At 71.2% G+C, this 12,347-nt stretch carries 9 protein-coding genes; 1 reads left to right on the top strand and 8 read right to left on the bottom strand.

The window, feature by feature from the left end; all coding sequences use genetic code 11:
* The 8 genes from aroC to BN1056_RS12440 form a co-directional block, all read right to left on the bottom strand.
* A partial coding sequence (gene aroC / locus BN1056_RS12475; protein ID WP_210581673.1) for a chorismate synthase occupies positions 1-1,150 on the bottom strand: 1,150 nt, incomplete at its 3' end.
* 32 nt (positions 1,151-1,182) lie between these two features.
* A complete protein-coding gene (locus BN1056_RS12470) occupies positions 1,183-2,151 on the bottom strand; it encodes a shikimate dehydrogenase (RefSeq protein WP_210581671.1) in 969 nt (322 codons plus the stop codon).
* Positions 2,152-2,156: 5 nt separating this feature from the next.
* The gene (gene mltG / locus BN1056_RS12465) at positions 2,157-3,389 is read right to left on the bottom strand and encodes an endolytic transglycosylase MltG (RefSeq protein ID WP_210581668.1); all 1,233 of its coding nucleotides are present in this window, start codon (positions 3,387-3,389) and stop codon (positions 2,157-2,159) included.
* Positions 3,386-3,862 carry a Holliday junction resolvase RuvX gene (gene ruvX, locus BN1056_RS12460; RefSeq protein ID WP_210581666.1) on the bottom strand — a complete coding sequence of 159 codons (477 nt, stop codon included), beginning with the start codon at positions 3,860-3,862 and terminating at the stop codon, positions 3,386-3,388. Before ruvX ends, mltG begins: the two co-directional genes overlap by 4 nt.
* Before the next feature lie 29 nt (positions 3,863-3,891).
* Positions 3,892-6,609 carry an alanine--tRNA ligase gene (gene alaS, locus BN1056_RS12455; protein ID WP_210581664.1) on the bottom strand — a complete coding sequence of 906 codons (2,718 nt, stop codon included), beginning with the start codon at positions 6,607-6,609 and terminating at the stop codon, positions 3,892-3,894.
* Positions 6,610-6,756: 147 nt separating this feature from the next.
* Positions 6,757-7,380, bottom strand: a complete 624-nt coding sequence (rpsD, locus tag BN1056_RS12450) for a 30S ribosomal protein S4 (protein WP_086615977.1) — start codon at positions 7,378-7,380, stop codon at positions 6,757-6,759.
* A gap of 1,419 nt (positions 7,381-8,799) precedes the next feature.
* Positions 8,800-9,663: a sulfite exporter TauE/SafE family protein gene (locus BN1056_RS12445; RefSeq protein ID WP_280516474.1), complete on the bottom strand. Its 864-nt coding sequence runs from the start codon at positions 9,661-9,663 to the stop codon at positions 8,800-8,802.
* Positions 9,664-9,695: 32 nt separating this feature from the next.
* The gene (locus BN1056_RS12440) at positions 9,696-11,123 is read right to left on the bottom strand and encodes a replication-associated recombination protein A (RefSeq protein ID WP_210581662.1); all 1,428 of its coding nucleotides are present in this window, start codon (positions 11,121-11,123) and stop codon (positions 9,696-9,698) included.
* Positions 11,124-11,203: 80 nt separating this feature from the next.
* Here BN1056_RS12440 and BN1056_RS14855 point away from each other — a divergent pair.
* Positions 11,204-12,347 (top strand): MMPL family transporter (locus tag BN1056_RS14855; RefSeq protein WP_244671700.1); only part of this gene is annotated, 1,144 nt, incomplete at its 3' end.

Here is a 12,347-nt window from a genome sequence, read left to right as displayed (position 1 = left end):
CCCCGCCGGTCTTCTCCACCAGGGCGTCGGCGAGCACCAGCGCCACCATGGCCTCGGCGATCACCGCGCCGGGGACGACGGCGGTGGTGTCGGAGCGCTGGTGCAGCCCGGTGGCCGGCTCGCCGGTGGCCAAGTCAATGGTGCGCAGGGCGTGCGGGACCGTGGAAATGGGCTTGTAGGCGGCCCGCACCCGCAGCGGTGCCCCATTGCTGATGCCGCCCTCAATGCCGCCGGCGCGGTTGGTGGCGCGGTCCACCCGCCCGGCGTCGATGGTGAGGATCTCATCGTGGGCGGCGGAGCCCGGGCGGGCCGCCTCGGCGAAGCCGTCCCCGATCTCCACACCCTTAACCGCCTGGATGCCCATGAGGGCCCCGGCCAGGCGCGCATCCAGCCGCCGATCGGCCTGCACATGGGTGCCCAGTCCGATCGGTACGCCGGTGGCGATCACCTCCACCACTCCGCCGAGCGTGTCACCGGCCTTGCGGGCGGAGTCGATGGCCGCAACCATGGCGGCGCCGGTGGCCGGGTCGGTGCAGCGCACCGGGTCGGCGCTCAACCGGACCTCGTCGTCGGGCGTGGGGCGGGCGGCGTCGTCGGGCAGGGCGACCGTCCCGATGCGCACCACATGGCTGACCAGGCGGATTCCGGCGACCTGCTCCAGCAGTGCCTCGGCCACCGCTCCCAGAGCCACCCGGGCGGCGGTCTCGCGGGCGGAGGCGCGTTCGAGGACGGGACGGGCGTCGGGCAGGTCGTACTTGAACAGCCCGGGCAGGTCGGCGTGGCCGGGGCGTGGGCGGGTCAGCGGCAGGTTGCGGGCGATCTCGCGTTCGTCGCCGGTGCCGGCGTGCTTGCGCAGGGCGGTTTCGGGCACCGGGTCGGCGCTCATAACGGTGGACCACTTGGGCCACTCGGAGTTGCCGATGCGCAGGGCGATGGGGCTGCCCAGGGTGCGGCCGTGGCGGATGCCGCCAAGGATCGACAGTTCGTCCGCCTCAAACTTCTGCCTGGCGCCGCGCCCATGGCCCAGGCGACGGCGGGCGAGGGCGGCGCGGATCTGTTCGCTCGTGATCTCCACGCCCGCGGGCACGCCCTCAATGATGGCGGTGAGGGCCTCACCGTGGGATTCGCCGGCGGTCATCCATCGAAGCATGGGGTGATCATCCCACGCCGCCGGGCGCGACGTCACCGCGGTCCGGCGGCGCGGACGGCGAGCGCCTCCACCAGCGCGCGGCGTATGGGCGCCAGCGGCGGAGTGCGCCCGGTCATCAAGGTGACCTGTGGGACCGCCTGATGCAGCAGCATCAGCCAGCCGGGGGCCACGCTCCCGCCGGCTGATTGCCAGGCCGCCGCCAGCGGCGTGGGCCAGGGTGCGTAGACGACGTCCAGCAGCACCGCGCCGGGCCCGGGCCGGGACGCTCCGCCCGCGATTGCGGCGGTCAGTGGCGCGGCGAGGGTATCGGCGGCGCCGGCCGGGAGCGTGGAGACGAGCAGGTCGGCGTCGGCGGCCGCGGCGGCCACCTCGGCGTCGGAGCCGGCATCGCCGGGCCGCCAGGTTAGAGCCGCCACCTCCAGACCCATGCGGTGGGCGGCGGTCAGCGCACGGCCGGGGCCGGCATGGCGGCGCGCGGCGACGGTGATGTCGGTGGCCCCCAGTTCGGTCAGGGCTGCCAGCGCGGAACAGGCGGTGGCGCCGGAGCCGAGCACCACGGCGCGCGTAGCACCGCCCGCGGGAGCCGCGGTGGCGCCGTCCGCCGGGGCGGTGCGGGTCTCGCGGATGGCGCCGGCGATGCCAGCGACGTCGGTGTTGAAGCCGGCCAGCAGGGCGGCACCGCGGCCGGAGCGCTGGGCGATGACGGTGTTGACGGCGCCGACCGTCGCCGCCAGCGGGTCCACGACGTCGAGCCGGCGCAGCAGCGCCTGCTTGTGTGGCATGGTCACGCTCAAGCCGGCCCAGATCGGGTCGGTCGGTGCCGGGGCAGCCAGCTCCTCCAGCAGCGCGGCCAGGTCCGCCGGCGCGGTCTCCCGGCGCTCATACACCCAGTCGTCCAGTCCGAGCGCCCGGTAGGCGGCCCGGTGCAGCACCGGGGACAGCGAATGCGCAACCGGCGCACCGATGACGGCGGCCCGATGCCGGGGCGGGGCGGCGCACATGGCGCCTACTCGCCGTCCGCCGGGGCCGTCGCGCTGGGCGAGGCGGAGGCGCCGGAGCACACCTCGGGATTGTCCTCGCAGTACGCCGACAGCTTCTCGGTGTTGGCCACCTGCTCCTCGTGCGTGGTGGCGAACAGGGTCTCCCCGGTTTCCAGGTTGACGGTCACGAAGTAAAGCCAGTCACCTGCGGGCGGGTTGACCACCGCCTGAATGGCGGCCTCGCTGGGACTGCCGATCGGGGTGGGGGTCAGGCCGGCATGCTGGTAGGTGTTATAGGCGTTGGCGTCGTCCGCGATCTCGTCGGCGGAGGGGATGCCGCCGGTGCGGCCCAGGCCGTACAGCACGGTGGAGTCCATCTGCAGCATGCCCTTGGTCTCCCCGTCGGTGTCGGCGAGCCGGTTCTCGATGACGCGGGCCACCTGGCCGTAGTACTCGGCGTGGAAGACCTCCCGCTCCACAATGGAGGCCTTGATCAGCACGTCCTCGTAGTCGGCCTCGTCCACGCCGGCCTTGCTCAGGCGCGTGTTGGTGGTGGAGACCATGGAGGCGACCACGTCAGTGGCCGTGGCGTCCTCGGCGATGTCATAGGTGGAGGGGGCGAGCCAGCCCTCCACGTCTCCGCCGGCGACCTCCGGCAGACCGATGGCGGCGGTGTCAGCGAAAGCGGCGTCGACCTCGGCGTCGGTGTAGCCGCCCACGCTCATGAGCCGTTCCTTGACCTCCGCCTTGGTGGCGCCCTCGGGGATGGTCAGCGTGTGATCGGAGCGGGAGGACGGGTCCAGCAGCAGGGCGACCGCGTTGACGGCGGACATATGCGTCTTGAGCGTGTAGGTGCCCGCCTGGATGTTGGCGGCATTGGAGTTGGCCGCGTAGGCGTTCTTGAAGGCGCCGGCGGTGGCGACGACGTCGGCGTCGACGAGGATCTGGGCGATGTCCGCGCCGGTGGCGCCATCCGGGATGGTGACGACAACATCGTCCTCACCGGCTCCGGTGTAGTCGGCGACGGCGGTTTGCGTGGACTGGGCGCCCTTGACCACGCCCAGGGCCTTGTAACCGACGAAGCCGACCGCGGCGAGCACTACCACCAGCACCACGGCGGTCAGCGCGTGGCGGCGGCGCTTGCGGCGCCTCCGGTCGCGCTCGACGTGACGGTCGCGGCGCCGGCGGGGGCCGGCGTCCGGCTGTTCGGCGTCGGTGCTGTCAACCCCGACGGCCGAGAAGAAGTCGTCCTCGGTCACTGTCTGCCTTCCTGGATGGGTACGACCATCTCACCGGCGGGCGCGTCGGTGGAGCGCTCCGTGGCGAGGGCCTGTTCAAGTATGACCACGGCGGCCGCCTGGTCGACAACGCTACGAAAGCTCTTTTCACGCCGACCGGACTCGTGCAGCTCGCGGTGGGCGGTTACGGTACTCAGCCGCTCATCCACCAAGCGCACCGGCACGGGAGCGATCAGCCCGGCGAGTGTGCGCGCCCAGCGGCGGGCATCGCGCGTGGAGGCCGAAGCGCCTCCACTGAGGCTGCGGGGCAGCCCGACGATCACCTCGAATGCGCCGTGGTCGGCCACCAGGTCGGCGGCCTCCTCCAGGTCGGCGCCGTAGCGGTCGCGGCGCAGGGTGGCCAGCGGTACCGAGAGTATGGCGTCGGCATCGCAGCGGGCCACGCCCACGCGCACCTTGCCGACGTCGAAGGCCAGTCGAACCCCGGTCCTCACCGCGTACCCCTTGCCGGGTGCCCGCGGGCTCAGGCCAGGGCGGCCGCGATGGCGGCCAGCGCGGCGGGAATGGCGGCGGGGTCCTGGCCGCCACCCTGGGCGACGTCATCCTTACCGCCACCGCCACCGCCGAGCGTCTTGGCGGCGGTGCGCACCAGCGCCCCCGCCTGGGCGCCCTGGGTACGGGCGGCGGGATTGGTGGCGACGACGACGAGCGGGCGGCCATTCGCCTCACCGGCCAGAGCCACCACGACGGCCTCCGACTCGGGCAGGCGCCCGCGCACGTCCAGGGCGAGGCTGCGCAGCGCGTCGGCGGAACCTACCGTGCCGAGCGAGGCGCTGGCCAGCAGGTAGTCGCCAGTGCGGGCGGCCGCACCTGCGATCTCGCCGGCCCGGGCGGTCAGGGCGGCCTGCTCCGCGGCGGCCAGCTTCTTCTCGGCGTCCTTCAGGCGCGCCAGCAGGCTCTCCACACGGTCGGGCAGCTCCTCGGGGCGGCCGCCCACCAGGGTGGACAGCTGTGACACGAGTGCGTGCTCCTTGCGCTGGAAGCCGTAGGCGGAGTCCGCCACCAGGGCGTCGATACGGCGTACGCCGGAGCCGATCGACCCCTCCCCCAGCAGGGCGATGCGGCCGATGTGACCGGTGGACGGGACGTGGGTACCACCGCACAGCTCCCGGTCGAAACCGTCGCCGATGGTGACGACCCGCACCTGCTTGCCGTACTTCTCCCCGAACAGGGCGATCGCGCCGGAGGCGCGGGCCTCTTCCAGGCCCATGACCTCGGTGGTTACCGGCAGGTTCTCGGCGACCTTGTCATTGACCAGCGCCTCGATGTCGTCCATCTGACCACCGGAGAGGGCCGAGCCGTGACGGAAGTCGAAGCGCAGCCGGGCGGGTGAGTTCTCGCTGCCGGCCTGGGCGGCGTCGGGCGAGACCACGTTACGCAAGCCCGCGTAAACCATGTGGGTGGAGGTGTGGGCGCGGGCGATGGCCAGGCGGCGCACGGTGTCGATTTCGGCGTAGGCGCGCTCGCCCACCGCGGCCGTGCCCTCGGTGAGGGTGCCGCGGTGCACGGACAGGCCACGGATGGGGGCCTGCACGTCGTGCACCTCGATGACGCCGCCGTCGGCCAGGCGAATGGTGCCGTGGTCGGCCAGCTGGCCACCCATCTCGGCGTAGAAGGGGGTGCGGTCCAGAATGACCTCCACCTCGGCCGGGGCGGTCGCCACCGGGGCGGGCACGCCGTCGACCAGCAGGCCGGTGACGGTCGCGTCGGCGGCCGACTCGGTGTAGCCGAGGAACTCCGATCCGCCGCCCATCTGCTTCTCAATGTCCTGGAAGACGCGCACATCCGTGTGGCCGGTCTTCTTGGCGCGGGCGTCGGCGCGGGCGCGTTCCTTCTGCTCCTCCATGAGGGTGCGGAAGGTGGCCTCGTCCACGTCCACGCCCTGCTCCGCGGCCATCTCCAGGGTCAGGTCGATGGGGAAGCCGTAGGTGTCGTGCAGCTCGAAGGCCGCCTTGCCGGGGACGACCGGACGGGTGCCGCGCCCCGATTCGGAGGCCTGCTGCTTGGCGGAGGCGACGGCGGTGTCCAGGATGGTGGTGCCTGCGGCCAGGGTGCGGCGGAAGGCCTCCTCCTCCGCGTAAGCGACGTCGGAGATGGTGGCCCAGCCGGTCTCGAGCTCCGGGTAGGAGGCCTTCATGGCGTCCTTGGAGGCGGTCAGCAGGGTCGGCAGGGTGGCGTCGCTAACCCCGAGCAGGCGCATGGAGCGCACGGCGCGGCGGATCAGGCGCCGCAGCACGTAGCCGCGGCCGTCGTTGCCGGGACGCACGCCGTCGCCGATGAGCATCAGTGCGGAACGGACGTGGTCTGCCACCACCCTCAGGCGCACGTCGTCGAGGTAGGCGTCACCGGCCTCCGGGCCCGCGGCGCCGCGGCCGTAGGTCTTGCCACTCATGGCCTCGGCGGCGGCGATGACGGGGTAGACCTCGTCGATCTCGTACATGTTGGGCTTGTCCTGCATGATGAACGCCAGGCGCTCCAGGCCGAGCCCGGTGTCGATTGCGGTCTGGTCCAGCTTGCCGATCAGCTCGAAGTCATGGCCCTCGCCCTCGCCGCGGATGAACTCGTCGAAGACCAGGTTCCAGATCTCCAGGAAGCGGTCGCCGGCGGTGTCGGCGATGGGGCCGCCGTCCGGGCCGTAGGCGGGTCCGCGGTCGTAGTGGATCTCGCAGCAGGCGCCGGCGGGGCCGGGCTGGCCGGTGGACCAGGAGATCTCCGCGAAGGGCAGCAGTTGCACGCGCTCGGCGGGCACGCCGATCACGCGGGTCCAGTGGTCGAAGGAGACCTTGTCCTCCTCCCAGATGGTCATCCACAGCCGGTCGCCGTCCAGGCCGTACTTGCCCTCCTCGCGGCTGCCGGTGAGCAGGTCCCAGGCGTAGTCGATGGCACCTTCCTTGAAGTAGTCGCCAAAGGAGAAGTTGCCGTTCATCTGGAAGAACGTGCCGTGACGGGTGGTACGGCCAACGTTGTCGATGTCATTGGTGCGGATGCACTTCTGCACGGAGGCGGCGCGCGGCCACGGGGCCTTCTCGGTGCCCAGGATGTAGGGGATGAAGGGCACCATGCCGGCCACGGTGAACAGGATGGACGGCTCGGGGGACACCAGGGACACGGAGGGGCGGATCTCGTGCCCGTTCGCGGCGAAGTAGTCGAGCCAGCGGGAGCGGATCTCTGATGTACGCATTGAGATGCCTCGTCCTGTTCGTTTCGGGAGGGGCGTGCGCTGCGCACGCCGGTGGATTGGAGAGCCGGGGCGAGAGTACCCCGGAACGCTGGGGACGCCCCGAACCGGTATGCGGTCCGGGGCGTCCCGGCGTCGTGAAGCGTGGGGTCAGCGCGAGTAGTACTCGACGACCATCTGCACGTCGCAGGTCACCGGGACCTCTTCGCGCTTGGGGCGGCGCACCAGCTGTGCCTGCAGCTTCTCCAGCTCGACGCTGAGGTAGTCGGGCACGGGCGGCAGCACGTCGCGGTGGGTGCCGGCGGCGGCGACCTGGAAGGGCACCATCACCTGGGAGCGCGGACGCACCTGGATGGTCTGGCCGGGCTTGACGCGGAAGGAGGGGCGGTCCACGACCTTCCCGTCAACCATGATGTGGCGGTGGACGACGCTCTGGCGGGCCTGCGCGATGGTACGGGCGAAGCCGGCGCGCAGGACGAGCGCGTCCAGACGCATCTCCAACAGCTCGACCAGGGACTCACCGGTCAGGCCCTTCTCGCGGCGGGCCTCCTCGAAGACCTTCTGCAGCTGGGCCTCGCGGATGCCGTACTGGGCGCGCAGGCGCTGCTTCTCCTTCAGGCGGACGGCGTAGTCGGACTCGGTGCGGCGGCGGGCGCGACCGTGCTCGCCGGGGCCGTAAGGGCGCTTCTCGAAGTAGCGGACGGCCTTGGGGGTGAGCGGAATGCCGAGGGCGCGCGAGAGGCGCACCTGGCGGCGGGAACGTGAAGAGCTCATAGGTATCTTCCTGTCGGATCGGTTCGCACGCCGTGGGCGGGTGCGCCCAGGCGCGGGGTCAGCCGCGTCGGCTAAGACCCCAGGAGTGCCCGAGCGCGCGCTGGTCGCGCGACGCCGCAGGCAACCCCGAAACATTAGCGCGCTGGCGGCGGGGGATGCACGTCGAAGCCGCCGGTTGTGAGCCGGTCCTCATCCGGCTACGGCCCGCCAACACCAGGCCACCCGGAGCGACCAGATCGGTGACGTGTCAAGGCCGGCACACCCGCGGCGACCATACCGGCGGCGTGGCGAGACCGGCACACCCGCGGCGACCATACCGGCGACGTGGCGAGACCGGCACACCCGGAGACGCCTGCGTCGGGATGTACACGAGTTCGCGTCGAATACACGAGTTCTAGAGGTTTGCATGTGCTCTGCGCTTGCAAACCTCCAAAACTCGTGTTCATGAAGTAAACGCGTGTGCGTGTGCCGGTGTGGTCCTGGTTCGCGCTTGCGGGCGTGGTGATTCTGGCTCGGGCTGCTGTGTGGTGGTCGAATTCTGGACCTTGTTCGACGGGAGCCGGCCTACCAAGTGGTCGTGTTCGGGTGCGGGAAGTCGCATTCAGATCGCCGAGGTCGTGTTCGGACGCCGGAGGTCGTTGTCGGGCTGGAAAAGCCGTGTTTGGGAGGTCGTTGTCGGGCGTATGAGGTCGTGTTCGGGTTGGCGAGGTCGTGTTCGGCGGGTGCCGGTTTGCCGAACACGACCTTTTCATCCCCAAACCCTCCACATTCGGGAGGGTTTCGGGCTGACGAGGTCGTTTTGGCCGATCCGAGGACGTTCTCGGGCTGATGAGGACGTTCTCGCCGGACACAGGACGTCCTAGGGCCGGCGGGGACGTCGTCGCGGGGTGGCGTCGGGGTGGACGGTTCGTATGTTCCGGTGACGGTTCGTCACCTAGCAGCAACGGTTCGGCATGAACGACGACGGTTCGTACACCTACCCCACGAACCGTCGTCGGATGTGCCGAATCGTCGACCGCAACACACGAACCGTCAGGCCAGCGCACGAACCGTCAGACGAAGGCGCCGAACCGCTGGGCGAACGTACGAACCGTCGGGCGAGGGTGCCGAACCTTCAGAGGAATGCACGAACCGTCGGCTAAAGGCGTGAACGTCGGCCCGAACGCACGAGCTGCCGCGCCTGATCCACTGCTCCCCGCACCGCGCACAGCCCAGCCGAGGCGCACTCCCACCAATCGCGCCACGCACCGTGCCCTCAACCCGTCCTGGCACCCACCGCGCCGCCGGGACACGTACGTGAACACCACCCGGCGAACCGCACTGTCCGCCCACCAGATGCTCAAGCGCGGAGAGCCGGGCTTGACCGGGGTCCTCAGGCTCGACTTCGAAAGATCTCAGCCCCAAGCGCGACGAACCGGGTTACTTCGGCTGCCCCTTGTGCGGGGAGGAGTGACGGGAGCGCAGCAGGGTGGAGATGATCACGTACACCAGGAACAGGCTGAACAGGATCGAGCCCGTGCGCGGGCTGACCAGGCCGGCGACGACGCTCCCCAGTGGAGAAGCCGCGGCCGACGCCACGCCCACGACGAGTCCCACGCGCATGTCGGCCACCCCGTGGCGCAGGTTGGTGACGGTTCCGGACAGGGCGGTGGGGAGCATCACCACCAGGGAGGTGCCGCGGGCCAGCAGGTCACCGATGCCCACGGCCAGCTGGGTTCCGGGCACGATCACGGCGCCGCCACCCACGCCGACGAGTCCCGACAGGATGCCCGCCACCAGCCCCACCCCCACCAGGGCGGCGCCGCTGGCGGGCGTGAGACTCAATCCGGCGTCGCGCACCGGCACCATTAGCTGCTGGGAGACGATGACGAAGACCGCGAAGGCCACGAAGATCCACGGCAGGATGCGGGCCGGGAGCGTACGCAGCAGTCGCACGCCGATCTGTGCGCCGGTCAGGGAGCCGATGATCAGGAAGACGGCGGCCACGAGGGAGACCTGTCCCTGCACCCCGTAGGAAACCGCCCCGACGATGGAGGTCGGCACGATGGCGACCAGGGAGGTGGCGGCGGCGTGGCGCTGATCCATGCCGGCGAAGCCCATCAGCGCCGGCACGATCACCAGTCCCCCGCCGACGCCGAACAATCCCGCCAGGAAGCCGGCCCCCAGTCCCATCAGTACGATCGCCGGCCAGCGTCGGGCGGGCGGGGACGACGGTGCCGGCGCATCGGACCGGTTGCGGGTGGAGTCGGGGTCGGGGGCTTCGACGTCGGGGGTTGCGGTCACCCGCCGACCCTATCCCCGCTCACGCGTTCAGCTCACCTGCCCCCGCTCCCCTGCGGGCCCCGGGTAATGCGCCGAATGGCCGCCAGCCGCCGGGTCAGCTGCTCCTCGAAACCGTTCGTGGTCGGCCGGTAGTACTCGGCGCCGGCCAGTTCGTCGGGCAGATACTGCTGGGAGACGACGCCGTGCGGGTAGTCGTGCGGGTAGCGGTAGCCAACACCATGGCCCAGGCGCTCGGCGCCCGCATAGTGGGCGTCACGCAGGTGAGCGGGCACCTGCCCGCCGCGGCCCGCGCGCACGTCCGCCGTGGCCTCACCGATGCCCACCGTCACCGCGTTCGACTTCGGGGCGGTGGCCACCGCCAGGGCCGCCTCGGCCAGCACCAGTTGCGCCTCGGGCATGCCGATCAGGGCGACCGCCTGCTGCGCGGCCACGGCGGTGGACAGCACACCGGGGTCCGCCAGGCCCACATCCTCGGCGGCGTGGATGGTGATGCGCCGCGCAATGTAGCGCGGGTCCTCGCCCGCCGCGAGCATGCGGGCCAGGTAGTGCAGGGTGGCGTCGGGATCGGAGCCGCGCATGGACTTGATGAAGGCGCTGATCACGTCGTAGTGCTGGTCTCCCTGCCGGTCATAGCGGACGGCGGCGACGTCGGCGGCCCGCTCCACGTCGGCCAGCCCGATCCGGGGCGCGGCGGACTGCCCGGCGGCCTCTCCCCCGGCCCCGTCGGTGGGTGCCGGTGTGGCTGCCAGAACCGCGCCGGCGGCCGCCTCCAACACGGTCAGGGCCTTGCGCGCGTCCGAGCCGGCCATGCGCACGATCTGCTCGCGGGCGTCGTCGGCCAGCGTGACCGCGCCGCCCAGGCCGCGTGCATCGACCAGCGCCCGATCCACCAGCGCACGCACGCAGTCGGCGTCCAACGGGTGCAGCGTCAGCAGCAGCGAGCGCGACAGCAGCGGCGAGACCACCGAGAAGGACGGGTTCTCCGTGGTGGCGGCCATGAGCGTCACCCAGCGGTTCTCCACGCTCGGCAGCAGCGCGTCCTGCTGCGAGCGGGAGAAGCGGTGCACCTCGTCGACGAACAGCACCGTCTCCTCCCCCGCGGCGAGGCGCCGCCGGGCGTCGGTGACGACCTGGCGGACGTCCTTCACGCCGGCGGTGACGGCGGACAGCTCCACGAAGCGGCGACCCGAGCCGCGCGCCACCAGGTACGCCAGCGTGGTTTTGCCGGTGCCCGGCGGCCCCCACAGGATCACGCTGGACACCCCCGCGCCGCCGGCCGGTCCACCCGCGTCGGCGGCGGGCTCGACCAGGCGACGCAGCGGGGAGCCGGGGGCGAGCAGGTGGTCCTGGCCGACCACCTCGTCCAGGGTGCGCGGCCGCATCCGCACGGCCAGGGGCGCGTGGGCGTCTCCGGGCAGGCCGACGGCGTCGGTTCCGGCGCTCTCAAACAGGTCCGTCATGTGCACGATTCAACACCCGTTTCGGCTCTGCCCGAGTGCCGGGACCGCTCAGCGCCCGGTGGTCTGCCAGACTAGGGCGCATGCTTGCCTGGCTTTCCCGCCGCGTCATCAAAGATGCCTGGATCATCGTCGGTGCGTGGCTGCTCCTCGCCGTCGCGTTGCTGCTCCCTTCCGTCACGGGGCTGGGCGGCAACAACCTGTTCGAGCGCGCGGCCACGGGGAGCACTTCGATTGCCGGCACCAACAGTGCCGAGGGCGAGCAGATCCTGGACACGCTGTCGGGGGATGCCGAGACGGTGACGCTGCTGGTCACCGACTTTGACATCTCCGACACCGTCACCCAGCAGGCGGTCGCCGACGCGCTGGAGGACGCGCACGCGGATCTGCGGGCGCTGGTGGGCGAGCAGAACGTGATCGATCCCTTCGTGGTCCCGGGCATGCTGCATGAGCCCGCCGCGCAAATGTTGGCCTCCGCCGACCTGGACGGCTTCCTGCTGGTGGTCACCGTTGATCCCAACGGGGATGCTGTCGCCGACGCCGGCGACAAGAAGTACGCCGAGCAGGTGGCCGAGCTGGTCGGCCGGGTCGAGGCCCGCCTGGAGCAAGTCCCGGACGAGTTGAGTCGGGTCGAACCCGGCGTGCGCGGAATCGTCTCCGACGACGCGCTCATGGCGTCCGCCGTCAACGACCAGGTGCGCGCCGACCTAGTGCGAGGCGAACTGATCGCCCTGCCGCTGGCACTCATCATCATGGTGCTGGTCTTCGGCGGCTTCCTGGCTGCCGGCATGCCGCTGATCGGTGCGCTGGCCTCCATCGCCTGCACCATGGGAGTGCTGTACTTCCTGAGCCTGGGCATGGACCTGCAGTCCTTCGTCATCAACATTGTCACCGTGATCAGTCTGGGACTGTCGATCGACTACGGGTTGCTGATCACCTCCCGCTACCGGGAAGAACTTGCTCGCTCCCACGACGCCGCCGGTGAGGAGGCCGGGGGGTACCGGCGTCGTCGTCGCAGCGGGCGGCGGGACCCCCGCCTGGCGGCATGCATGACGACGACGCTGGCGACGGCCGGCCGCACGGTGCTGTTCTCGGCCCTGACGGTGTCGGCCTGCATGCTCGGCCTGGTGCTGATGGGACCGGCGGTGCTGCGGTCCATCGGCATCGCCTGCCTGGCGTCGTGCCTGATCGCGGTGGCGGCCGCGGTCACCCTGGTGCCGGCGGTGC

Source organism: Actinomyces succiniciruminis (genome assembly GCF_900002405.1).
Classification (GTDB): Bacteria; Actinomycetota; Actinomycetes; order Actinomycetales; family Actinomycetaceae; genus Actinomyces; species Actinomyces succiniciruminis.
Note: the sequence above shows the minus strand (reverse complement) of the source record. Positions and strands in the feature narration are given on the sequence as shown.

Bases quoted from the DNA above. Each gene is read 5' to 3' on its own strand.
- BN1056_RS12470 (WP_210581671.1), bottom strand. From the start codon at position 2,151: ATGTGCGCCGCCCCGCCCCGGCATCGGGCCGCCGTCATCGGTGCGCCG.
- alaS (WP_210581664.1), bottom strand. From the start codon at position 6,609: ATGCGTACATCAGAGATCCGCTCCCGCTGGCTCGACTACTTCGCCGCG.
- rpsD (WP_086615977.1), bottom strand. From the start codon at position 7,380: ATGAGCTCTTCACGTTCCCGCCGCCAGGTGCGCCTCTCGCGCGCCCTC.
- BN1056_RS12440 (WP_210581662.1), bottom strand. From the start codon at position 11,123: ATGACGGACCTGTTTGAGAGCGCCGGAACCGACGCCGTCGGCCTGCCC.